General features: G+C 66.2%; 19 protein-coding genes and 1 rRNA gene. 5 read left to right on the top strand and 15 right to left on the bottom strand.

All coding sequences use genetic code 11. The annotated features are described in order from the left end of the window. The 3 genes from CXZ10_RS20655 to CXZ10_RS20645 form a co-directional block, all read right to left on the bottom strand. Nucleotides 1–101 (bottom strand): 16S ribosomal RNA (locus CXZ10_RS20655); the annotation flags it as partial. Nucleotides 102–624: 523 nt separating this feature from the next. Continuing rightward, complete coding sequence (locus CXZ10_RS20650) at nt 625–1,812, bottom strand: CCA tRNA nucleotidyltransferase (protein ID WP_101291261.1); 1,188 nt, start codon at nt 1,810–1,812, stop codon at nt 625–627. Continuing rightward, the gene (locus CXZ10_RS20645; RefSeq protein WP_180336112.1) at nt 1,809–2,441 is read right to left on the bottom strand and encodes an NUDIX hydrolase; all 633 of its coding nucleotides are present in this window, start codon (nt 2,439–2,441) and stop codon (nt 1,809–1,811) included. The genes CXZ10_RS20650 and CXZ10_RS20645 overlap by 4 nt, the downstream gene beginning before the upstream one ends. Nucleotides 2,442–2,674: 233 nt before the next feature. On the opposite strand from CXZ10_RS20645, the gene CXZ10_RS20640 reads away from it, so the two are divergent. From CXZ10_RS20640 to CXZ10_RS20625, 4 genes are read left to right on the top strand one after another with little or no spacing between them, the layout of a single operon-like run. Further along, the gene (locus CXZ10_RS20640) at nt 2,675–3,673 is read left to right on the top strand and encodes an AAA family ATPase (protein ID WP_101291259.1); all 999 of its coding nucleotides are present in this window, start codon (nt 2,675–2,677) and stop codon (nt 3,671–3,673) included. A 3-nt stretch (nt 3,674–3,676) separates the two neighbouring features. Next, nucleotides 3,677–4,564, top strand: coding sequence for a DUF58 domain-containing protein (locus CXZ10_RS20635; RefSeq protein WP_101291258.1), 888 nt, complete (start codon nt 3,677–3,679; stop codon nt 4,562–4,564). Next, nucleotides 4,561–7,332, top strand: coding sequence for a DUF4159 domain-containing protein (locus CXZ10_RS20630; protein ID WP_101291257.1), 2,772 nt, complete (start codon nt 4,561–4,563; stop codon nt 7,330–7,332). Before CXZ10_RS20635 ends, CXZ10_RS20630 begins: the two co-directional genes overlap by 4 nt. Before the next feature lie 7 nt (nt 7,333–7,339). After that, nucleotides 7,340–9,421, top strand: a complete 2,082-nt coding sequence (locus CXZ10_RS20625; RefSeq protein ID WP_101291256.1) for a hypothetical protein — start codon at nt 7,340–7,342, stop codon at nt 9,419–9,421. A 12-nt stretch (nt 9,422–9,433) separates the two neighbouring features. Here CXZ10_RS20625 and CXZ10_RS20620 read toward each other — a convergent pair whose 3' ends face one another. The 6 genes from CXZ10_RS20620 to CXZ10_RS20595 all read right to left on the bottom strand — a co-directional run bounded on the left by CXZ10_RS20620 (nt 9,434) and on the right by CXZ10_RS20595 (nt 16,661). After that, nucleotides 9,434–9,985 (bottom strand): GNAT family N-acetyltransferase, encoded by a 552-nt coding sequence (locus tag CXZ10_RS20620; protein ID WP_101291255.1) that lies wholly within the window; start codon nt 9,983–9,985, stop codon nt 9,434–9,436. A 217-nt stretch (nt 9,986–10,202) separates the two neighbouring features. Then, the gene (cydC, locus tag CXZ10_RS20615) at nt 10,203–11,873 is read right to left on the bottom strand and encodes a thiol reductant ABC exporter subunit CydC (protein WP_101291254.1); all 1,671 of its coding nucleotides are present in this window, start codon (nt 11,871–11,873) and stop codon (nt 10,203–10,205) included. After that, on the bottom strand, nt 11,870–13,633 hold the full coding sequence (gene cydD, locus CXZ10_RS20610) for a thiol reductant ABC exporter subunit CydD (protein ID WP_210199976.1): 1,764 nt from the start codon (nt 13,631–13,633) through the stop codon (nt 11,870–11,872). Before cydD ends, cydC begins: the two co-directional genes overlap by 4 nt. A 161-nt stretch (nt 13,634–13,794) precedes the next feature. After that, entirely contained in the window at nt 13,795–13,899 is a 105-nt protein-coding gene (gene cydX, locus CXZ10_RS20605) for a cytochrome bd-I oxidase subunit CydX (RefSeq protein WP_101291253.1), read from the bottom strand. A 16-nt stretch (nt 13,900–13,915) separates the two neighbouring features. Continuing rightward, a complete protein-coding gene (gene cydB / locus CXZ10_RS20600; RefSeq protein WP_101291252.1) occupies nt 13,916–15,067 on the bottom strand; it encodes a cytochrome d ubiquinol oxidase subunit II in 1,152 nt (383 codons plus the stop codon). Nucleotides 15,068–15,077: 10 nt separating this feature from the next. Beyond that, nucleotides 15,078–16,661 (bottom strand): cytochrome ubiquinol oxidase subunit I, encoded by a 1,584-nt coding sequence (locus CXZ10_RS20595; protein ID WP_101291263.1) that lies wholly within the window; start codon nt 16,659–16,661, stop codon nt 15,078–15,080. A 321-nt stretch (nt 16,662–16,982) separates the two neighbouring features. Here CXZ10_RS20595 and CXZ10_RS20590 point away from each other — a divergent pair, with 321 nt between their 5' ends. Beyond that, nucleotides 16,983–17,399 (top strand): RrF2 family transcriptional regulator, encoded by a 417-nt coding sequence (locus CXZ10_RS20590; protein ID WP_101291251.1) that lies wholly within the window; start codon nt 16,983–16,985, stop codon nt 17,397–17,399. 28 nt (nt 17,400–17,427) lie between these two features. Here CXZ10_RS20590 and CXZ10_RS20585 read toward each other — a convergent pair whose 3' ends face one another. The 6 genes from CXZ10_RS20585 to urtA all read right to left on the bottom strand — a co-directional run bounded on the left by CXZ10_RS20585 (nt 17,428) and on the right by urtA (nt 23,650). Further along, nucleotides 17,428–18,021 (bottom strand): RrF2 family transcriptional regulator, encoded by a 594-nt coding sequence (locus CXZ10_RS20585; protein WP_244617298.1) that lies wholly within the window; start codon nt 18,019–18,021, stop codon nt 17,428–17,430. Then, a complete protein-coding gene (gene urtE / locus CXZ10_RS20580) occupies nt 18,018–18,713 on the bottom strand; it encodes an urea ABC transporter ATP-binding subunit UrtE (RefSeq protein ID WP_101291249.1) in 696 nt (231 codons plus the stop codon). The genes CXZ10_RS20585 and urtE overlap by 4 nt, the downstream gene beginning before the upstream one ends. Before the next feature lie 13 nt (nt 18,714–18,726). Continuing rightward, the gene (gene urtD, locus CXZ10_RS20575) at nt 18,727–19,479 is read right to left on the bottom strand and encodes an urea ABC transporter ATP-binding protein UrtD (RefSeq protein WP_101291248.1); all 753 of its coding nucleotides are present in this window, start codon (nt 19,477–19,479) and stop codon (nt 18,727–18,729) included. Further along, nucleotides 19,476–20,621: an urea ABC transporter permease subunit UrtC gene (gene urtC / locus CXZ10_RS20570; protein ID WP_101291247.1), complete on the bottom strand. Its 1,146-nt coding sequence runs from the start codon at nt 20,619–20,621 to the stop codon at nt 19,476–19,478. The genes urtD and urtC overlap by 4 nt, the downstream gene beginning before the upstream one ends. After that, complete coding sequence (gene urtB / locus CXZ10_RS20565; RefSeq protein WP_101291246.1) at nt 20,618–22,234, bottom strand: urea ABC transporter permease subunit UrtB; 1,617 nt, start codon at nt 22,232–22,234, stop codon at nt 20,618–20,620. Before urtB ends, urtC begins: the two co-directional genes overlap by 4 nt. Nucleotides 22,235–22,357: 123 nt before the next feature. Beyond that, entirely contained in the window at nt 22,358–23,650 is a 1,293-nt protein-coding gene (urtA, locus tag CXZ10_RS20560; RefSeq protein ID WP_425298970.1) for an urea ABC transporter substrate-binding protein, read from the bottom strand. Between the last annotated feature and the right edge of the window lie 83 nt (nt 23,651–23,733).

Raw genomic sequence — 23,733 nt, 5'->3', positions numbered from 1 at the left:
CTCACCCGTCTGCCACTCCCGCATTGCTGCGAGCGTTCGACTTGCATGTGTTAAGCCTGCCGCCAGCGTTCGTTCTGAGCCAGGATCAAACTCTCATGTTCAAAGAGTTCTTTCCCGAAATCACAAGTTCACTTGACGAGGTCCATTCCAATCATTCCCTCTCAGGAACAACCGAAACGGTCCTTATTCAAGAAACGTGTACTCCGGACTTAGCTCTTCTTGGCACGAACCCAACCCCGAAGGATCAGGACACGCACCGACAAGCCCCAAGCGCCGGCCACGTTTCTCTTTCTTCCTATTCACTTGTCAAAGAACAGAGAGGATCAAAGCCCCTCAATACCGCCGCCACACTGAACCAGTCTCAACCAGAACCAGGCAACAGAAACTCGCCGGCACCACGTCGCCGCAGCGCCGCCGTCGTTGGAGCGGGTTATAGGGGGGCATTCCTGCCTTGTCAACACCGTCTTTGCCGAGATCGAAAAAACATCCGGAAATCGGCATAAGCGTTGAGAAACAGCCATTTATCGGTTGTCCAAACGGTCAAAAAACCGTCACGGAGAGAGCGGCCGCCGAAAAAAACTAGAAAAATTCTTCCGGGCGGCCAGATCGTTGAGCAGCCCGACCTCAAACGCCGCCATCGAGCTCGGCGGGACAGCCGGCAGCGATCCAGGCAGCCTCGCGGCGACGCAGCTCGGCCCCCAAAGCCGGCCCTGGCACATAGCCCTCGGCAAGCAGGCGCGCGGCAGTCACGGGCGACTTAGGTGGGTGAAAGTCACGGGCGAGCGAGACAAGATCGCCACCGGGATCACGCCCCAGTTCGAAGGCCGCGAGAAGCAGTGCGACAACCGTCACATCATTGCCGGCGCGAATGACGGCGAGGCGAACTGTCGGTGCGTCCATGTGTTGGGCGAGTTCGCCGCTCCACTCGACGATCGCCCCAAGCCGCTTGTCCTCCCGCCCGGACAGGCGTAGCGCCCCGGCGAGCGCCGACCGATCATTGGCGAGAGCGGCAAGTCGGGCCTCCAGGCCAAGCGGTAAGCCGAGTTGTGCCGACAGGTCGACCACCGCGGAGAAGCGCGCCATGGTACCGCCGCCGGGCAATATGCGCCCGAGGATACCCGTTTCATCCATTACGGCGAGGGCCGGTACCGCACCGACGGCGGTCACCAGCTTGCGCATCTCCGCGCCGATTCGCTCGCGCGATAACCGGTCGAGGCCGTCCTTCAGGCGAACGGCCGCCTCAAGACCCGCAGCATCGAGTTGGCCGTGGCCATAACGGGCATGAAAACGAAAGAAGCGCAGAATACGGAGATAGTCCTCCTCGATTCGGTCCGAGGGATCGCCGATGAAGCGGACACGACCGGCCAGCGCATCGGCAATGCCGTCGACCGGATCATACAGAGTGCCGTCGGCATCGGCGTAGATGGCGTTCATGGTGAAGTCGCGCCGCGCGGCATCGCCGGCCCAGTCGCGGGTGAAAGCGACCACGGCGCGCCGGCCGTCGGTCTCCAGGTCGGCCCGGAGCGTCGTTACCTCGAACGGCCGTCCGGAAGAGACCACCGTTACCGTGCCATGCTCGATGCCGGTCGGCACTGCCTTGAGTCCGGCGGCCGCTGCTCTGGCTGCGACCTCGGCAGGCGGCGCCGTCGTGGCGATATCGACATCATCGACCGGCACGCCGATCAGGGTGTTGCGCACCGCCCCGCCGACCACGCGCGCCCGGTCGCCCTCTTGCTCGACCGCCGCGATCACACGTCGAAAGGCGGGATCATCGAGGAACGGCGCGCCGGCGATCGAGGCAGGCGGGCTCATCGGAACACTTCCTCGTAGAAGCGACGCAGGATGTTGCCGGTGACGCCCCAGATGCGATGCCGGCCATATTGCAGCGAGAAAAAGTGTCGCCGCCCGCTGGCGTGCTCGAAGAACTCCTCGCGATGGTTGCCGGGATCGAGCACAAAGTCGAGCGGCACGGAAAACACCTCGGCCACCTCGCCCGGATTGGGCACCAATGCCGGAGCGCCGCTGATGAGGCCGATCACCGGGAAGACACGGAAGCCAGAGGGCGTCGGATAGGGTGCGAGCAAGCCGACCGGCTCGACCGCCGAGGGGTCAAGACCGACCTCTTCCTCCGCCTCGCGTAGCGCAGCCTCGACCGGTGACGCGTCATCCGGATCGATCTTGCCACCGGGCAACGCCACCTCGCCGGAATGGACGCGGAGCCCCTCGGTGCGCCGGATCATGACAAGATCGAGACCGCGGGAATCCTGCCGCCCGACGAGACCGATCAGAACGGCGGCATCGCGCAACGGCTCGGTGGAGGCGATGAGACTGGCCGCCACCCGTCCCTCGCCGGACGCCCGCAATGCTCCGGCGGTCGATAGCGGCCGCATGCGACCGGTCCTGGCGAGAATTTCGGCCGGGCCCACTTCCTCTGCAATCACGCCCGCCTCCCGGCCAGTCGCGCCTGCCTTGATTTTGCTTGCCTCATGGGTTGAAACCAGTTCCGGCACCATTGCCGAAAGGTGATGCGCCGCGCGGCGGGAGATGTCAAACTGGACCGCTGGGCACCAGCTCGCCGGCGATCAAAAACGGAAACAACGAGCCGCAAGAACGGTTCCTGCCGCAGGATGAGCAGCATACCGGCGTCTGAGGAAGAAAGAAGGAGCAATCCGCGATGGACGCAGACATCAAGATGGCAGCCGCCGCCGTCGCCGAGGCGGACGCCGCCTTTGCGCGCCTTTCGGCCGTGCGCGCCGCCATCGCCCGCGTCATCTTCGGGCAGGAGGCGGCTGTCGAGGCGGCGCTGGTGACGCTGCTTTCAGGCGGTCACGGCCTGATCGTCGGCGTGCCTGGCCTTGCCAAGACCAAGCTGGTCGAGACCCTAGCGGTTGTCCTGGGGCTCAGCGAACGGCGCATTCAGTTCACCCCCGACCTGATGCCCTCCGACATTCTAGGCTCGGAAGTGCTGGATCAGGCAGCCGACGGCAGCCGTTCCTTCCGCTTCATCCGTGGCCCGGTGTTCGCCCAGCTCGTCATGGCCGACGAGATCAACCGCGCCTCTCCGCGCACTCAGTCGGCCCTCTTGCAGGCGATGCAGGAGCATCACGTCACCGTCGCCGGCGTCCGCCATGACCTCCCGGCGCCGTTCCACGTACTGGCGACGCAAAACCCGCTGGAACAGGAGGGGACCTATCCGCTGCCCGAGGCCCAGCTCGACCGCTTCCTGCTGGAGATCGACCTCGACTATCCCGACCGCGACACCGAGCGGCGCATCCTGATCGAAACCACCGGTAGCGAGGAAGCGACGGCGGAGCGTCTCTTGGCCGATGGCGAGCTCCAGGACTTGCAGGCGCTGGTCCGCCGCATGCCGGTCGGCGAGCGCATCGTCGAAGCGATCCTCGATCTGGTGCGCGGCGCCCGTCCCGGCGCCGATCTGGTGCCCGACGCCGCCCGCGACATCGCCTGGGGGCCTGGACCCCGTGCCGCCCAATCTCTGATGCTGGCCGTCCGTGCTCGTGCTCTACTCACCGGCCGCTATGCGCCATCGCTCGACGATGTCGCCGCTCTGGCGGTGCCTGTGCTGAAGCACCGCATGGCGCTGACCTTCGAGGCGCGCGCCCGTCGCCGCGCCGTCGCCGAGGTGATCGGCCTCATCCTCGCGAAGGTGATCTGAGCCATGACGGGGCAGGACGCCCTGACGCCAAACGGCGTCGCTACGGCCCGCAGCCTTGCCGCCGCCTTGCCCGACCTCCTCATCGAGGCGCGTCGGGTGGCCGCGACGGTGGCCGCCGGTTGGCATGGCCGCCGCCGGGCCGGCCCGGGCGAAGACTTCTGGCAATTTCGCCCGTTCCTGTCCGGCGAACCCATGCGTGGCATCGACTGGCGGCGGTCGGCCCGCGACGAGACGCTCTACGTGCGCGAGCGCGAGCATGAAAATGCCCACACCGTCTGGCTATGGGCCGATCTCTCGGCGTCCATGGATTTCCGCTCCGAGCTTGCCAACACCAGCAAAGCCAACCTCGCACTGGTTCTTGCCCTGGCAGTTGCCGAGCTGCTGGCGCGGGCGGGCGAGCGCGTCGGCCTGGTTGGCGACGCCGAGCCGACCAGCCGGCGCGACGGCGCCGAGGTGATTGCCATGAAGCTCGCCCGGCTGGGTGCCGTCGAAGCGCACCACGCACCGGCGATCATGCGCCGCCGCGACGATATCCTGCTCGTCTCCGATTTCCTGGGACCGCAGGCGGAACGCGATGCGCTGTTTGCCGACCTTGCCACGCTCGAGAGCCGCGTCCACCTCGTCGAGATCGCCGATCCGATCGAGGAAACCTTTCCCTTCACCGGTCGGGTCGATTTCGTCGACCCCGAGAATGGCGCCCGACTGACCGCCGGCCGCGCCGAGGCCTGGCGTGAGACCTATCTCGCCAGCCGAGCGGAGCACCGGGCGCATCTTGTCGCCGCCTGCCGACCAGGCTGGAGCCATATGCTGGTGCGGACCGACCGGCCGGCAACCGAAACGTTGATCGCCCTTTGCGGCCAGCTTTCGGCGCCGGAGGGAGGATCCGCATGAGTGCGCTGTCCTTTGCCGCGCCGCTGGCTCTTCTCGGTCTCCTGGCGCTGCCGGCCATCTGGTGGCTGCTGAAGGCGACCCCGCCCCGCCCGGTGACGCGCCTGTTCCCGCCGCTCGCCCTGATCATTCGTCCAAAACGTGACCAGGAGACGCCGGTTCGTACGCCCTGGTGGCTGATCGCCCTGCGCCTTCTCATTGCCGGACTGATCGTGCTGGCGGTCGCCGGCCCTATCCTTCAGCCAGCCGAGCGCATCGTGCGTGGCGACGGCCCCTTGTGGCTGGTGATCGACAACGGCGCCAGCGCCGCCCCCGACTGGCCGGAGCGACGCGCCACCGCCGCCGCCGTTCTTGCGGAGGCCGGGGACGCCGGGCGGCCTGTGCTGCTCGTCGCCACCGCGGATGGGCCGGACGGCATCGGCTCGCAGACGACCGCCGCCGAAGCACTCCGGCGGGTTAACGCGCTCGCCCCGCGTGCCATCCTGCCGGATCGCGCCCCGCTGCTGCCTGCCCTCACCCTCCTCGCCGCGACGACCCCGCCCGGAGAGATCGTCGTTCTGCCCGAACCGGGAGACAACGGCACCGCCCATGACTTCCTTTCAGGCCTCGCAAGTCTCTCCGGCAGCGCGCCGGTGACGCTCGCGATTTCCAGCCAGCCGGCACCCGTGGCAATGGATGCCGTCGAGCAGGATGGCGCCGCCGTGACCGTTCACCTCAGGCGACCGGATGCCGGTGCGCCCGCGGAAGGCGGCCTCCGCCTTCTCGACCGAAAGGGACGGCTTCTCGACGAGCGGCCCTTTGCGCTGACGGCCGGCAATGCCCGAGGCGACGTCCGCTTCGAGCTGCCGCTTGAGATCCGCAACGACATCGCTCGCGCCGAGGTGACCGGCGGCAACTCGGCGCTCGGCGTCCATCTTCTCGATGATCGCTGGCGTCGTCGATCGGTCGCCATCGTTACGGCGACCGGCAGCGAGGCCGTGCGCCCGCTGATCGCGCCCGAGTATTTTCTTGAGAAGGCGCTTGCTCCGTTCGCCGAGGTGACCACCACCGGCCAGGGTGCCCTTTCAGACGCCTTCAAGACGGCGGTTGAAGGACGGCCGGCCGCCATTCTGGTGGCCGACGTCGGCCGCCTCGGCGAGAGCGAGGCAGCACTCGCCCGCGCCTTCATGGAAAAGGGCGGCGTGCTCATCCGTTTCGCCGGACCGCGACTTGCCGCCTCCGATGAAATCGAGGTGCCGGCTCCGCTCCGGCGCGGCGACCGCGCCCTCGGCGGTTCCCTTTCCTGGAGCAAGCCGCAGGTGCTCGGCAGCTTTTCTGACAACGGTCCCTATGCCGGCCTCGCGGTTCCCGGTGATGTGACGGTGAACCGGCAGGTGCTGGCCGAGCCCGGCGTCGATCTCGCCGACCGAACCTGGGCCAGCCTCTCCGATGGTACGCCGTTGGTGACAGCCGCCCGGGTCGGCGCCGGCTGGCTGGTGCTGTTCCATGTCACCGCCGACACCCGCTGGTCCAACCTGCCCATCTCCGGCGTGTTCGTGGAGATGCTACGCCGGACCGTCGCCCTCGGTGCGGCCGAGGCCGGCGTCCGCGAAGTCGGCGGCAACACCACGCTGCCACCTCTCTCGCTTCTCGACGGCTATGGCCGCGCCTCGGCGCCGGCGGCCGGCGTGACCGGCATCCGCGAGGCGAACATGGCAGCCATCCGCCCCTCGCGATCGACACCGCCCGGTCTTTACGGCAGTGACGACGGCTTCCGCGCGCTCAATCCGCTGAAGCCGGACATGACCTACGCCCCGCCCGACCTTTCCGGTCTGCCCGATGGCGTGCGCCGGACCGGTCTCGTCACCGAAACGGCGATCGACCTGTCGCCTTTCGGCTTCGGCCTCGCCTTCCTGCTTCTGCTCGCCGACGGCTTGGCAGTGACGGCGCTCGCCGGCGGATTCCGCCGGCGCCACCCGGTCACAGCCGCCGTTACGATCGGCCTCATTCTTCTCGTAACCCGGCCCGACGCCCATGCCGCCGACGACGCCCGCCTCTTGGAGGCACTATCCGCCACCCGGCTCGCCTATGTCGAAACAGGCGTCACGGAGGTCGATGAAACCAGTCGCGCCGGCCTGTCGACGCTGTCCCGCTTCATCGCGTCGCACTCGTCGCTGGAGCCGGGCGAGCCGATGGCGGTCGATCCGGAGCATGAAGAGCTTTCGGTCTTCCCGCTGATCTACTGGCCGATCGACGCAGCGGCGCCGATGCCGTCGGCAGCCGCCATGGCCCGCGTCGAAGCCTTCATGAAGGACGGCGGCTCCGTGCTGTTCGACAGCCGCGACGATGCCGACTTCTCCGCCGCCTCTCCCAACACGGCGCGCCTCCGCGACATGCTGGCGATGATCGACGTGCCGCCGCTTGAGCCGGTGCCCTCCGACCACGTGCTCACCAAGTCCTTCTATCTGCTCGGCGCCTTCGTCGGCCGAACCGAGGGGTCACCGCTGTGGATCGAGGCCCCCGGCGACGACGAGCGCGAAGACACCGGCGAGGCGCGACCGGTACGGGCAGCCGACGGTGTCTCGCCTTTGCTGATCACCGGCAACGATCTTGCCGGCGCCTGGGCGGCCGACGACGGCGGCGCCTTCCTGCATCCCTTGGTACCCGACGCCCCGCGCCAAAGGGAGTTCGCTTTCCGGGCCGGCGTCAACATTGTCATCTACGTCCTGACCGGTAGCTACAAGGCGGACCAGGTCCACGTGCCCGCCCTCCTCGAGCGGCTGGGGGAATGAGGCCGTCATGATCTGGTCGATCGCCTTCGAGCCGCTTCTGCCCGTTCCCATCCTCGCCGCCGGCGGCGTCGTGGCGCTCGCCGTTCTCGCCCTGATGGTCTTGCGCCGTCGACCCGGCGTGCTTCTCAGAGCGCTGGCGCTCGGCCTTCTCCTTCTCGGTGCGGCGAGACCCGAGCTCGTCGCCGAGGATCGCAAGACTCTTCCGTCCGTGGTGGCGCTGGTTGCCGACCGTAGCGCCTCGCAGTCGCTGGCCGGCCGGCCAGCCGATACCGACGCCGCCTATGCGACACTGAAGGAGCGTCTCTCCCGGCTTTCCGGCGTGGAGCTGCGCGAGGTGCCGGCCGCCGCCACCGACAACGCCGATGGCACGCGCCTTTTCGCCGACGTCGCCCGCGCCCTTTCCGACGTGCCGGCCGACCGGATCGGCGGCGTCGTTCTTGTCACCGACGGTCGCGTCCACGATGCGCCGAAGACTGTTGCAGGCCTCGGCTTCTCCGCTCCGGTGCACGTGCTCGTCAGCGGCGATCCCGACGAGTATGACCGCCGCATCGAGCTGACCTCCATCCCGAAGTTCGCACTTGTCCGCTCGACGCAGCGCCTCAGCTTCCGCCTCGTCGACGACGGGCGATCACCCAACGGCGCGGCAGTGCCGGTGGTCGTCCGCCGTGACGGGGAAATCATTGCGACGCTGACCATGGCGCCCGGCGACGAGCGCTCGGTCGACATCGCCATCCCGCATGCCGGCGACAACATCGTCGAGGTGGAGGCGCCAGCGCTCCCCGGCGAGATCTCCCCGCTCAACAACACCGAGGTCGCCGTCATCGACGGCGTGCGACAGGCGTTGCGCGTGCTGCTGGTCTCGGGCGAACCGCATGCCGGCGAGCGAACCTGGCGCGATCTCCTGAAGTCGGACGCTTCGGTCGACCTCGTTCATTTCACCATCCTTAGGCCACCGGAAAAGCAGGATGGCACGCCGATCGACGAACTGTCGCTGATCGCCTTCCCCACCCGCGAGCTGTTCGACGAAAAGATCGGCGACTTCGATCTGATCATTTTCGACCGCTACGAGAAGCGTGGCGTGCTGCCGCTTCTCTACTTCGACAACATCGCCCGCTATGTCGCCGAGGGCGGCGCCCTGCTGATGGCCGCCGGTCCCGATCCGCTCAACGCCGACAGCGTCTACGACAGCCCGCTCGCCCCTCTCCTTCCGGCGATCCCCAACGGCAATGTCGTCGAGACGCCATTTCGTCCGGCCGTCACGCCCCTTGGCGCCCGCCATCCGGTGACGGCAGAGCTGCCGGGCGGCGACGCCGATCCACCCCGCTGGTCGCGCTGGTTCCGCCTCGTCGAAACCCATGAAAATCGCGGCGAAGCGCTGATGTCCGGGCCGGACGGCAAGCCGCTGCTCGTGCTGTCCCGCGAGGGCAAGGGCCGCGTCGCCATGCTGCTCAGCGATCAGGTCTGGTTGTGGGCGCGCGGTTTCGAGGGCGGCGGGCCGCACGCCGAACTGCTACGCAACGTCGCTCATTGGCTGATGGGCGAGCCCGAGCTCGAGGAGGAGGCGCTTCGTCTCTCCGGCGAGGGCGGCCGCCTTGCCGTCGAGCGGCGCACCCTCAAGGAAACTGCCGAGCCGGTAACCGTGACATTTCCCGACGGCTCGGAGCAGCGCATCACCGGCCTCAGTTCTCTCGGCCCCGGCCGTTTCGGCGCAACGCTTTCCGCGCCACTGCCCGGCCTCTACAAGGCGACCGACGGCACGCTGACCGCCCTCGCCCATGTCGGCCCCGCCAACCCGCGTGAGTTCCGAGCGCTCGTGTCGACCACCGAGCCGACACGGCCGATCGCCGAGGCGACGGGCGGCGCGGCCATCCGGCTGAGAGCCGAAGCCGGCGGGCCGTTGGCGGTCCCGGCGGTGGCCTTGCGACGCCAGGCCGCCGGCACCTATTCGGGCGACGGATGGATCGGCTTCAAGGCGTCGGAAGCCTACGAGGTGGCCGGCATCGAGACGGTGCCGGTCTATCTCGGACTTCTCGCCGCAGCCCTGTTGCTACTGGCAGTCGGCGGTTTGTGGTGGCGGGAAAGCCGATAGCGATCAAGTCGGTCAGACGGCCGGACCGGTCGCCCTGACCGGACCTGCAACGTCATCGGAGGCGCCCGGGGTCAGCTCGGCCCACAAGAGACGGGCCGGATCGACGGGCCCCGGCAGCTCCAACCGGCCAGTTGGCACGACGCGGAAGCCAAACGGCCAGTAGTAGGGAAGGTCGCCGACCAAGACGACCAGCCGATGGTGCCGCTGGCGTGCCGCTTCCATGGACAGGCGCATCAGGGCTTTGCCGACGCCGAGACTCTTGAGCGCCGGCAGCACGGCCAGCGGGCCGAGCAGCAGCGCCGGCGTTTCGCCTACCGCGATGGCGGTAAGCCGTACCGAACCAATGACATTGCCCCGGTAGACGGCGACGAGGCTGGTGGGGCCGTCGGGCGCGTGGCCTTCGCGCAGCCGGAAGGCGGTGCGGCTGTAACGGCCGGGACCGAAGGTCACGTCGTGAATGGCGTCGATGGCAACGGCATCTTCAGCCACCTCAGGGCGAAAGACGACATCCTCCAGCGCAAAGCTGTCGAGGGAGCGGGCAAGCGAGAGATCGATGGCGGTCATGTCGAACCGTGGAAAAGCGGGGTGCGGCGCCATCGATCCGCAAACCCCGAGGTCGACCGATCAGGCGCAGGAAGACGCGAAAGCGCGCTCAAAAGCGCGTGCGTCGCGTCGTCGTCGCTGATCGTGGCCGAGGAGCATGAGAGCTCTCCCAAAAGGTTCGCCGCCCCTTAGCATGGCCGCGATGAGCACACAAGCACTGTGCCCTCCGTCAGACTGCCTAAGGCAGGCGATTCGCAACAATCCGACCGCTATCGAGTTCCACCACGCGATCCATGCGATGGAGCGCAGCATGGGCATGGGTGACCAGGATGACCGTTCGCCCGCTCATCCGGTTCAGCACCCGATCCAGGACGGCGGCCTCGGTTTCCGGATCGAGCCCTTCGCCGGGCTCGTCTAGGATGAGAATATCGGGGTCGAGCAGCAACACGCGGGCAATGGCGACACGACGCGCCTCACCACCTGACAATGTCGTACCGGCAACGCCAACGGGCGTGGCCAACCCTTGCGGCAGTCTGGAAACGAACTCGGTGAGACCAGCCATCTCGATTGCCGCAGCGAGCTCGTCGGCTGTCGCCGAGGGACGACCGAGGCGGAGATTTTCCTCGAGCGTCAACGTGAAGAGATGCGGCTTCTGCGGCACCACGCCGACCACCCGGCGGGCATCGGCGAGTGCCAGTTCGGTGAGCGGCAGGCCACCGAGCCGGATTTTGCCGGCATCCGGATCACGCAGCCGAGCGAGAAGAGCGACGACCGACGACTTGCCGGCACCACTCTCGCCGACCAGAGCCACGTGAGTCCCGAATGGTATTTCGAGGCTGATGTCGTCGAGAGCCGGCCGCAAGTTGCCGAGGTAGCGAAGCGTCACGCCGTCGAGGCGGAGATCCCGCCCTTCGGGCAATGGCTTGGTTGCTTGATCTATGACCGGCGGCTTGCGGTCAAGGATGGCGAACAGTCGCCGCGCCGAGGCGAGCGTCGGGAAAAGACCGAGAAAGGCTGCCGGCAACCCCATGAAGGCCTCGGCGGCCGATAGCGACAGGAGTGCCGCCATGGTCAGCTCCGGGCCGACCATGCGGCCGGCGGCAACGAGCGGCACACCGACGAACAACGCCACGATCAGCGCGAGATCGCCGGAGAGGCGGCCGAGCGCCTGTCCAAGGGCCGCACGGCGGGCGAGCCAGCGTTCAGCCTGGACCAGTTCGAACATGGCCGTAACGAGCCGGTCGCGGTGGCCGACAAAAGCGCCCGTTGCGATCAGCGGCATGAGGCCGGAGAGATCATCGACGACCAGCCTGCGAAGATCGGCCGAACGGGCCGTCAGAGTTCGTCCCGGATCAGCCGTCGCAGCGGCGGCAAGCGCCGGCGCCAGAAGACCGCAACCGAGGAGAACAGCGAGGACTCCCGCCGATAGCGGGCCGTCATAAAGGAAGAGGACAAACCCGACGGCGACAAGCGTCAAAAGGGCGACCGTCAGCGGCGACAGAAACCGCAGGAAGGTCAGCTCCAGCCGATCGATGTCAGCCTTGAGTCGAGCGAGCAGATCGCCTGAGCGGAGGTCGTCGAGGGCGGCCGGAGCGAGCGGTACCATTCTTGCGAACAGATGGGTACGGATGTCGGCGAGAAGGCGCAAGGTCGCCTCATGGCCGACGATCCGGTCGACATAGCGGCCACCGGTACGAAGAATGGCCAGACCCCGGATGATCGCCGCCGGCGTGAAGTAGTTCATGGTAACGCCGGCAAGACCCGCCGCGGCCATGGCGGTGATGAACCAGCCTGAGGCCGCCATCAAGCCGGCATTGGCGAGCGTCGCGACGAGAGACACCAGCATCGACAGCAGGATCCAGCCGAGGTGTCGCCGGTAGAGACCAAGGAGGCGGATCAGGTCCTTCACGGCGCGCCCCCGGTTTCCAGCTTTGCCAGCATGGCGTCGAACGCGCCGCCGCGCGCCTTGAGCTCGGCCGGTGTCCCTTCCTCGACAAGCCGCCCGCCAGCCAGAACAAGCACCCGATCGGCGGCCTCCACCGTCTTGAGGCGGTGGGCGATGGTGAGGCGTGTGCGACCGGCGGAAAGGGTGGCGATCGCTTCCCCTACGGCGGCCTCGGTGGCGGCGTCGAGATGGGCGGTGGGTTCGTCCATCAGCACGAGCGGCGCCGGTGCGAACAAGGCGCGCGCCAGCATCAGCCGTTGGGCCTCGCCGCCGGACAGGCCGGCGCCGCCTTCGCCAAGCCGGCTTTCGACGCCATTGGGAAGACGGGCGACGAAATCATCGGCACGAGCCGCCCGAAGCGCCGCAGCCACATCGCCGGCACGCCCCATCGCGACATTCTCGGCGATGGTCGTGTCGAACAGGAAGGCACGTTGCGGCAGGAAAGCGATGTGGCGCCTGAGATCATCGAGATCGAGGGACGCGAGCGGCCGGCCGTCGATCAGGATGGTTCCCGCCGCGGGTTCCAGGAACCCAGCGATCAACGACAGGATCGTCGACTTGCCGGCGCCAGTCTCGCCGACGATTGCCACCTGTTCGCCGGCGCGGATGTCAAAGCTGACGCCATCGAGAGCAAGCCGGCCGTCTCCATAGCTGGCCGAGACGCAGTCGAAACGCACCGAGACCGCGTCGCCAGCGACGAATGGCCGGGTTCCGACCCGCTTGGACACCGGCCGCGCCAGGAAGCTGGCCAGCCGGTCGGCGGCAGCCAGCGCTTCCATGCGAGCGTGCCGCTCGATGCCCAGCGTCCGGAGCGGGGCGTAGAACAGCGGGGCGAGCAGCAATACGGTAAGACCGTCGATGAAGGCGATTTCGCCCCAGAGGAGTCGGAAACCCACCAGCACCGCCGTCACCGCGATGGAAACGGTGGCGAAGAACTCGAGCACCAGCGCCGAAAGGAAGGCGAGGCGCAATACCTTCATGGTTTCGCGCCGATAAGCGTCGGCCGTCTTGGCGACCAAGGCGACCTCGCGCCTGGCTGCACCGAGCAGCACAAGATCGGCGAGGCCGGCCACCGCGTCGAGAAGGTGCCCGCCAAGCCGGGCCATCGATGCCCATTGCCGCTGGCTGGCCCGCTCGGCCGAGCGCCCGGCCAGCACCATGAACAGGGGTAACAGCGGCAACGTCAGTGCAAAGACCGCCGCCGAGCGCCAGTCCACCGGCAGCACGGCGAGAAGAATGGCGATCGGAAGCACCGCACCAGTGGCGGTTGCTGGCAGCCATTGCCGCCAATAAGGTTCGATGCCGGCGACGGCGTCCGTCAACGTCGTGGCGACATCACCGGTCGCAGTGCCCGAAAGCCGTACCGGCCCCAGTGCGGCAACATGGTCGAGAAGACGAGCGAACAGGCCTTGCCGGGCCCGTGCCGCCGCCTCGAAACCGGCCTGGGCACCGGCATAGGCGATGACCGCCCTGAGAAAGGCGACGCCGAGAAGTTGGGCAAGCCCCGGAAGAACGGTGGCCAGATCGGCGCCTTCGAACACCGCAGAGTTGATGATGCGAGCGGCGAGGAAGGCGGCTGCTACCCCCAGCAGGCCCTCGGCGACGGCGGCGGCAAGAAGCAGCGCCGTCTCCTTGCGTACATCGGCCGAAAGATCGTCGAGTAGGGTCTCGGGTTTGCTCATGCGGAAGGACGGCACAACGAAGATGGCAAGCCCGATTGCCACGCGCCCATCGGATCCGCAAGGGCGGTGGCCTTCACTTGGGCGCGATCGAGAAAAGAGCCAGCCGGCACGGTGGGTGGGACGACCGTACCGGCCGCTCTGAAAGGCCGGGAGAAGACGAGCCGGCCTGAAGAGTCCGGCGGCGATATCGCCGCCGGGGTTATTCACTCGGACGCGTCGAGGCCGTCCTGGAACTCAAACCACATGACGTTGATCACGCCAATTGCCGCCGCGGCCGTAACGCCAAGGATCCAGGCAAAATACCACATTGTCTGCTCTCCCCTCTCAGTAGGCCGAATGCGAACGAGCATCGATCTCTTCCGCCGTCACGCGTCCCCACATCCGCCAGTAGCACCAGACGGTATAGGCGAGCACGATCGGCAGGAAGATGATGACTGCCCAGAACATGACGTTGAGCGTCAAATGGCTGGACGTGGCGTCCCACACGGTCAGGCTGGAGTTTGGATCGAGGCTCGACGGCATCACGAAGGGGAACATCGAGAGGCCGGCCGTGCCGATGATCCCCGCCATGCCGAACGCCGACGTGACGAAGGCAAAACCGGGCCGCTCGACTTTTGCCAGCAGAGCTGTCAGCAGCGGGCCGAGGAGACCGACGATCGGCGCAAGGATGGCGATCGGCATGGTCGTGTAGATATCGAGCAGCGCCCCGGACGCCACCACGACCTGCTTGTTGAGCGGGTTGGGCATGGCATCGAGCGGCGGCTGCGACACGATGCGATAGCCGTCGATGCCGAGCCACACCCAGACGCCGGCGACGGCGAACAACACCGCGATCACCGGCGACAGCCGAACCGCCAACGCCCGCGACCGCGCCGCCACTGCGCCGGAGGCGCGGAGCTGCAGCCAGACGGCACCATGCGCGACGAGCATGCCGAGCGAAATGAGGCCGGCCAGCAGCGCGAAGGGGTTGAGCAGCGGCAGCAAGGCGAAGATAAACGAGCCCTGGTAATGGGCGCGCAGGAGTTCATCGAGACGGAAGGGTACGCCCTGCAGCAGGTTGCCGAAGGCGACGCCGAAGATCAGCGCCGGAATGGCACCGCCGGCGAACAGCCCCCAATCCCAGGCATTGCGCCACTTCGGGCTGTCGAGCTTCGAGCGATAGTCGAAGCCGACGGGCCGGAAGAACAGGGCGAACAGCACCAGGAGCATCGCCATGTAAAAGCCCGAGAAGGCTGCGGCATAGACGGCGGGCCAGGCAGCGAAGATGGCGCCGCCGGCGGTGATCAGCCACACCTGATTACCGTCCCAGTGCGGGCCAACCGTATTGATGGCGACCCGCCGCTCGGCGTCGGTCTTGGCGACAAAGGGCAGAAGCGAGCCCACGCCCATGTCCATGCCGTCGGTGATGGCGAAACCGATCAGCAGCGCGCCGACCAGAATCCACCAGATGAACTTCAGGATTTCATAATCGAACATGGTGGTGTCCTCACTCTGCCGCTGCGACGCGAATCGGTTCCGGCATCTCGGTCTCGAAGTGATAGCGGCCGGTGCCGAGCGAGCTCGGGCCGAGACGAGCGAACTTGAACATCAGATAGACCTCGATCACCAGCAGGCCGGTGTAGAGCACCAGGAAGCCGGTCAACGAAAAAATCAGATCGGTCGTCGTCAGGCTCGACGTGCCGAGGAAGGTCGGCAGCACCTCGCCGATGGCCCAGGGCTGCCGGCCGAACTCGGCGACGAACCACCCGAGCTCACAGGCAAGCCAGGGCAGCGGGATGGCCCACAACGCAGCCCTCAGCAGCCAACGATTCTGCTCGTGGCTGCGCCGGGCGCTGACGTAGAAAGCCGAGGCGAAGATGACCAGCATGATGAAGCCGAAACCGACCATGAAGCGGAAGGCCCAGAACAGCGGCCAGACCTTGGGAATGGTCCCATCGGCGGCGGCCTGAACTTGCTCCTCGGTGGCTGTGGCCGGATCCTCGACGAACTGCTTCAAGAGCAGGCCGAAGCCGATGTCCTTGGCGTGGGCGTCAAAGACCGCGCGCGTCTCCGGGGTGGTGTCGCCACCACGGATCTTCATCATCGCCGCGTAGCCCTCCTGGCCGGAGCGGATACGGGCGAGATGCTCCTCGCGCAGGTCGTTGAGGCCGGCTACCGGCTTGTCGAGCGAGCGCGTGGCGATCAGGCCGAGAACATAGGGAATCTCGATCGCGCCACGGGTGGCTTTCTCCTCCTGCGAGGGGAAGCCGATCAGGTTGAAGGGGGCCGGAGCCGGCTGGGTCTCCCACTCGCCCTCGATCGCGGCAAGCTTGACCTTCTGCACGTCGCCGAGCTCATAGCCGCTTTCGTCGCCCAGCACGATCACCGAAAGGCAGGAAGCAAGACCGAAGCCGGCGGCGACGGCAAACGACCGTTTGGCGAAGGCGACGTCGCGCCCCTTGAGCAGATACCAAGCGGATATGCCGAGCACGAACATCGACGCGGTGGTGTAGCCGGCGGCGACCGTGTGGACGAACTTGACCTGGGCCACAGGATTGAACAGCACCTCGGCGAAGGACTGCATCTCCATGCGCATCGTCTGGGGCGAGAAGAGGGAGCCGATCGGATTCTGCATCCAGCCGTTGGCGACCAGGATCCAGAGCGCCGAAAGGTTGGAGCCCAACGCCGTCAGGAAGGTGACCGCGAGGTGTTGACGCTTGGTAAGCCTCTCCCAGCCGAGGAAGAACAGACCGATGAAGGTCGACTCGAGGAAGAAGGCCATCAGGCCTTCAATGGCCAGCGGCGCACCGAAGATGTCGCCCACATAATGCGAGTAGTAGGACCAGTTGGTACCGAACTGGAACTCCATGGTGAGACCGGTCGTGACGCCCAAGGCGAAGTTAATGCCGAACAGCTTGCCCCAGAACTTGGTCATGTCCCGGTAGATTTCCTTGCCGGTCATCACATAGACGGTTTCCATGATGACAAGCAGCCAGGTGAGCCCCAGCGTCAGCGGCACGAAGATGAAGTGGTACATTGCCGTGGCGGCGAACTGCCAGCGCGACAACTCCACGAATGTCTGATCGAACATGATGGCCGACATCCTCTCAGCGAAGGCGACCCCTCTCGCGTCTGTCGCGCCTGAGCCGCCGCGTTCTTCCTCAAGGGCTCGCCACGACGCCAGCAAGGCGGCGGAGGGCAGAACTCATCGATCCGGAGGACGAACGAGCAGCGTCGACCGCCCGCTTTCGGCGATGAACACCGACAGCGACGGCAGGAACGAGCACCATCTTTACGACCCCCGTGGCCGGTTGAGACCGGCGGACCGTCGGATTCCCCCTCCGACAATCGACATGGACAGAACTAGCGATGTAAAGCTATACAGTCAATATACCTTTGGAGGAAGGTCGCCATGAAAATCAACGCCGTGACCCACGGCGCCCTTCGTATCCTGATGATCTGCGGCGATGGCGAGGCGGTGACGCTGCCGGAGATGGCCGACCGGCTCGGCATGCCGGAGGCGCGCGTCATCCGCTCCTGCAATGCTCTGGCCCGCGCCGGCCTTCTGGTCGGCCGCCGCGGTCGCGGCGGCGGCTATTGCCTCAGCCGGCCGGCCGCTGAAATTTCTGTGTTGTCGGTGATCGACCTGTTCGAGCCGGAAGACGACATGCGCGTCTGCGGCCGCGCCGATGCCAGGGCCTGCGAAAACTGTCCACTGGCTGGCGCCTGCGCCCAGGCTTATCGGGCCATGCGCGACGAACTCGCGACAATCACGGTTGCCGACATCCTCATCGGCCACGCGCGCCCACCCGCGCTCTCGTCCGCTTAACGATCAGAAACCACTAAAAAAGAGACGATCAGACCCGCATAACGGTCGGTTCACCGCTGCAGGCGGCGGTGGGAACCCGACGTTCCGGCGCGGCTCCATCGAGCAAAGCGCGGAAATCGGCTTCACTGCCGGCGACGTCGGCGAGCGTCAACCGATCAAGCACGTCGAGAAACGCGTCGGTGGCCCGGCGCAGCACCTGGCTCATGCGGCAGCGATCGGTCAACGGACAGGTGTTGGTTTCGGGGTCGAGGCACTCCACCACGGAAAGCCCGTCCTCGGTCCGGCGGACGACTTCGCCGATCGACACCGATGCCGCTGGGCGCTTGAGACGAAAGCCGCCTCGATTTCCGCGCACCGTCTCGAGGTATCCCCAGGTACCGAGCTGGTGGACGCATTTCACGAGATGCGACTGTGGCAGATCGAATGCGTCGGCCACTTCACGGATGGTGGTGAGCCGCGGCGAGCGGGCAGCGGCGGCCAGCAGCACGCGCAACGAATAGTTGGAATAGCTGGTCAGTCGCATATTGCCCCCGGGGCTTCCGCTTGCATCGGGACGTTCCAGCAGGAAATCGCACGCGCCGGGCAGCTTTTCAAGACCGTGTCGGTCTCGCCCGACGGTCACACGGCGATCCTGCCGCGCACCGCCTCCTCGTCCATGGTCTCGCGACTGCCCGATATCACCACCTCGCCGCGCTCCATGACCACGAACTCGTCGGCGAGCTCCTTGGCGAAATCGAAGTACTGCTCCACCAGAACGATGGCCATGTCACCCTGTCGGCGCAGGAAGGTGATGGCGTGACCGATGTCCTTGATGATCGACGGCTGAATGCCCTCGGTCGGTTCGTCGAGAACGAGGAGACGTGGCCGCGTCACCAGCGCCCTGCCTATGGCAAGTTGCTGCTGCTGTCCGCCCGAGAGATCGCCACCGCGACGACGCAGCATGTCTTTGAGCACCGGGAAAAGGTCGTAGACCATGTCGGGCACGTAGCGGTCGGCCCGTTTCAGCGTGGCGAAGCCGGTCTGGAGATTTTCCTCGACCGTCAGCAGGGGGAAGATCTCGCGCCCCTGCGGCACGATGGCGACCCCGCGCCGTACCCGCTCGTAGGGTGAAAGGCCGGTGAGATCCCCGCCATCGAGGCGGATCGTGCCGCCGGAGATCGCCTGCAATCCTGCGATCGCCCGCATCAGCGAGGTTTTTCCAACCCCATTGCGGCCGAGCACCGCCGTGACGCGCCCGGCGGTGGCGGATAGAGATACCTTCCTGAGCGCCTGGGCGGCACCATAGTGGAGGTCGACAGCTTCGACGTTCAGCATGAACTCAGTTCCTTCACCGCCCGAGGTAGACCTCGATCACCCTGGGGTTCGCCGACACGGCATCGAGCGAGCCTTCGGCCAGCACTGATCCCTCGTGCAGCACGGTGACCTTGACGCCCAGGGCTCGGACGAAGGTCATGTCGTGCTCGACCACCACCACCGACTGCGTCTTGGCGATCTCCTTGAGCAGGATTGCCGTTTCCGCCGTCTCGGCGTCGGTCATGCCGGCCGCCGGCTCGTCGACCAGGAGAAGGCGGGGCTCCTGGGCGAGCAGCATGCCGATCTCCAGCCATTGCTTCTGGCCGTGCGACAGACGGGCGGCGAGAAGGTGCCGTTTGTCGGCAAGGCGGATGGTCGAGAGCAACCCATCGATGCGCTCCTGTTCGGCAGCCGAGCGACGGTGGAACAATGCTGCGAAGGCACCCCGCCGGCTCTTCAGCGCCAGGGCGATGTTGTCCTCGACGCTGTGGCTCTCGAACACCGTCGGCTTCTGGAACTTGCGGCCGATGCCGAGATTGGCGATGGCCGCCTCGTCGAGGCGGGTGAGGTCGACGGAGCCGTCGAACAGCACGTCGCCGGTATCGGGCCGCGTCTTGCCCGTGATGATGTCCATCATCGTCGTCTTGCCGGCGCCATTGGGGCCGATGATCGCCCGCATCTCGCCGGGCTCCAGCACCAGTGACAGGCGATTGATCGCCCTGAAGCCATCGAAGGATACCGAGACGTCGTCGAGATAGAGGAGCGAGCCTTCCGCCTTGTCGGTCATGCCGCTTCTCCCGCCTGCCGTTCGGAACCGTCCACGTCCTTTACCGGCTTCGCCCGTCCGGTCACTGCCCTGTCCCAGAGACCGACGAGGCCGCGCGGCAGGAACAGCGTCACCACCACGAACAGCGCCCCCAGTGCGTAAAGCCAGACCTCGGGCAGGACGCCGGTGAACCAGGTTTTGCCGAAGTTGACGGCCACGGCGCCGATCAGCGGACCGATGAGGGTGCCCCGGCCGCCGACCGCAACCCAGATCACGGCCTCGATGGAGGCGGCGGGGTCGAATTCCGAGGGATTGATGATGCCGACCTGCGGCACGTAGAGCGCTCCGGCGATGCCGGCCATCACGGCGCTGAGCGTCCAGACGAACAGCTTGTAGTGCTCGACCCGGTAGCCGATGAAACGTGTACGGCTCTCGGCATCGCGGATGGCCACCAGCACCTTGCCGAGCTTGGAGCGGACGACGGCCGATGCTACGACGAAGCCGAGCGCCAGCATCAACGCCGAGGCGGCGAACAATGCGGCGCGGGTCCCCGGCGCCTGAATCGGGAAGCCGAGGATATCCTTGAAGTCGGTAAGGCCGTTGTTGCCGCCAAATCCCATGTCGTTGCGGAAGAAGGCGAGCAGCAGAGCATAGGTGAGCGCCTGGGTGATGATGGAGAGATAGACGCCGGTGACCCGGCTGCGGAACGACAGCCAGCCGAACAGGAAGGCGAGGACGCCCGGCACCAGCATCACCATCAGGAAGGCGTACCAGGCCATGTCGAAGCCGTGCCAGAACCAGGGTAGTTCCTTCCAGTTGAGGAACACCATGAAGTCGGGCAGCACCGGATCGGCATAGACCCCGCGCGCTCCGATCTGCCGCATCAGGTACATGCCCATGGCATAGCCGCCGAGCGCGAAGAAGGCGCCGTGGCCGAGCGACAGTATGCCGCAATAACCCCAGACGAGATCGACCGACAGCGCCAGGAGTGCGTAAGTCAGATACTTGCCGCAGAGGGTGAGCTGGTAGGTCGATACGTGGAAGGCATTCGCCTCCGGTACCAGCAGGTTGCCCGCCGGAACCAGCAGAGCCAGCAGGACGAGTAGTCCGACGACAAAGCGTCCGCGCCGATCGAGGCTGTTGATGAGGAAGGACGTAATCATGCCTCCACCGCCCTGCCCTTCAGGGCGAACAGGCCACGCGGCCGCTTCTGGATGAACAGGATGATGGCAACCAGCAGGATGATCTTGCCGAGTACGGCGCCGGCATAGGGCTCCAGGAGCTTGTTCGCGACGCCGAGCGTCAGCGCGCCGACCAGTGTGCCCCAGAGATTGCCGACACCGCCGAACACCACCACCATGAAGCTGTCGATGATGTAGCCGCGCCCGAGGTTGGGCGACACGTTGTCGATCTGGCTGAGCGCCACGCCGGCAAGGCCGGCAATGCCCGAGCCGAGGCCGAAGGTCAAAGCGTCGACCAGAGGCGTACGGATGCCCACGGCGGCGGCCATCTGGCGGTTCTGGGTCACGGCTCGCATTTCGAGGCCGAGCCGGGTGCGCTTCAGAACGGCGATCAGCGTCAGAAACACAGCGAGCGCAAACAGGATGATCCAGAGCCTTGTCCAGGTAACCTGGATGTCACCCAGGGCGAAGGAGCCCGACATCCACGAGGGGTTGCCGACCTCGCGGTTGTTGGCGCCATAAAGCGAGCGAACCGCCTGCTGCAGGATCAACGATACGCCCCAGGTGGCGAGCAACGTCTCAAGCGGCCGGCCGTAGAGCCAGCGGATGATCGATCGTTCGATCAGGATGCCGGCCAGCGCGGCGGTCAGGAAGGCGGCCGGTAGCGCGATCAGAAGCGAGTAATCGAAAAGATCCGGCCAGAAGGTACGAATCGCCTCCTGCACGGTGAAGGTCGCATAGGCGCCGAGCATCACCATCTCGCCGTGCGCCATGTTGATGACGCCCATCACGCCGAAGGTGATGGCGAGGCCGATGGCGGCAAGCAGCAGTACCGAGCCGAGCGACAGGCCATACCAAAGATTCTGGCCGATATCCCACAGCATCAGCCGGCTCTCGATCGCCGCCGCGGCCTTGCGGGCGGCCTCACCAACCGCGCCGTCGGCGGTGGTATAGCCGGACAGGAAGCCGAGGGCGTCGCGGCTGCCGAAATCGGCGATGGCGGCGATGGAAGCCACCTTGTCAGCCTCGGGAGCGTCGGAGGCGAGGAGAGCGGTGGCACGTGCCGCCATCATGGCCGCACGGACATCGGCAACGGTCTCGGCGGCGATCGCCTTGTCGAGCGCGGGAATGGCGGCTGCGTCCGCCGACTTCATCACCGCTTCGGCCGCTGACCGGCGCACCACGGGATCGGAGCTCATCAGCGTCAGCGCTCCCACCGCCGAGGCGATGGCGCGGCGGATGCGATTGTTGACCTTCACCTTCTCCAGAGTCGCCTTCGGCGCCAAACCGGCATCGGCACCGGTCACGGGATCGGTGAGGCGAAAATCCTTGCCCGCCTTTTCGGCGAAGAACACCGCACCGTCGGTCTTGCGCACCATCAACTCGCCTTCGCCGAGGCGGTCGAGGATGGTCGGCACACGGTCGTCGCCCGTCCCGGCGAGATCGGCAATGGCCTGTTCGGCCGCGTCGAAGCCGCCGCTTCCGAGAGCGGCGACGCGAGGCGCCAGATCGGCATCGGCGATGCGATCGGCCAGCGCCGGCTGAAGCCCGAGGATCAGGATCGCCCAGATGGCAAGGAGGCGCAAAAAACTCATGGCAAGTCCGTTTCGGTCCGCTTGAGTCGCCGCCGTCAAACCGGCTTGAGTCGAGATGATCGGCGGACATGTCGGTGCCCGTCCGGGGCCAGGGGCAGCCCCGGACGGAGGGAGTGCGGGTGGTCAGGAATTGCCGCCGCACTTGCCCGTGGCGACGTTGAAGTTGCCGCAAGACAGCGGCTTGCGCCAATCGGAGATCAGGTCCTTGGAGCCTTCGAGGTAATCCGACCATTCGTCGCCGACCACCGGCGCCGTCTCCGACACGATGTCGAACTGACCATCATCCTGGATTTCGCCGATCAGCACCGGCTTAGTGATGTGGTGGTTCGGCATGATGGTGGCGTAGCCGCCCGACAGGTTGGGCACGGTGGTGCCGACCAGCGTATCGATCACCGGATCGACGTCGGTAGTGCCGGCCGCTTCCACCGCCTTCACCCAGGCGTTGAAGCCGACATAGGTGGCTTCCATCGGGTCGTTGGTGGTGCGCTTGTCGTTCTTGATGAACTTGTGCCAACCGTCGATGAAGGTGGCGTTGGCGTCGTTGTCGATCGACTGGAAATAGTTCCAGGCGGCAAGGTGACCGACCAGTGGCTTGGTGTCGATGCCGGCCAGCTCTTCCTCACCGACCGAGAAGGCGACCACCGGGATGTCCTCGGCCTTGATGCCCTGGTTGCCGAGTTCCTTGTAGAAGGGCACATTGGCGTCGCCGTTGATGGTCGAGACCACGGCGGTCTTCTTGCCGGCCGAGCCGAATTTCTTGATGTCGGCGACGATCGACTGCCAGTCGGAGTGACCGAACGGCGTGTAGTTGATCATGATGTCGTCGGCGGCAACACCCTTGGCCTTGAGATAGGCCTCGAGAATCTTGTTGGTCGTGCGCGGGTAGACATAGTCGGTGCCGGCCAGCACCCAGCGCTGCACGCCTTCTTCCTTCATCAGGTAGTCGACTGCGGGAATGGCCTGCTGGTTGGGAGCAGCGCCGGTGTAGAAGACGTTGCGCTCCGATTCCTCGCCCTCGTATTGAACGGGATAGAACAGGATCGAGTTGAGTTCCTTGAACACCGGCAGCACCGACTTGCGGCTGACCGACGTCCAGCAGCCGAACACCACCGACACCTTGTCCTGCGAGATCAGTTCGCGCGCCTTTTCGGCGAACAGCGGCCAGTTGGACGCCGGGTCGACCACCACGGCCTCCAGCTTCTTGCCGAGCACGCCGCCCTTCTTGTTCTGCTCGTCGATGAGATAGAGGACGGTGTCCTTCAGCGTGGTTTCGGAAATGGCCATGGTGCCCGACAGCGAATGCAGCACGCCGACCTTGATGGTGTCATCGGCGGCGTAACCGGACGCCGTGGAAGCGAGAAGCGCGCCGAGAACGGCAGCAAGCGTCGTGCGACGCCGATCGATGATCTGCGACATCTGTGGTTCCCCGTTTTGTCTGGAGGCCGAGGCCCGTTGCCCCGTCTGGTCCTCGCTTCGACTTTCGACCAAGCCTGCTGGAC

This window comes from Pleomorphomonas diazotrophica (assembly GCF_002844595.1).
GTDB classification, from domain to species: domain Bacteria; phylum Pseudomonadota; class Alphaproteobacteria; order Rhizobiales; family Pleomorphomonadaceae; genus Pleomorphomonas; species Pleomorphomonas diazotrophica.
This window is presented reverse-complemented; position numbering and strand designations above follow the sequence as displayed.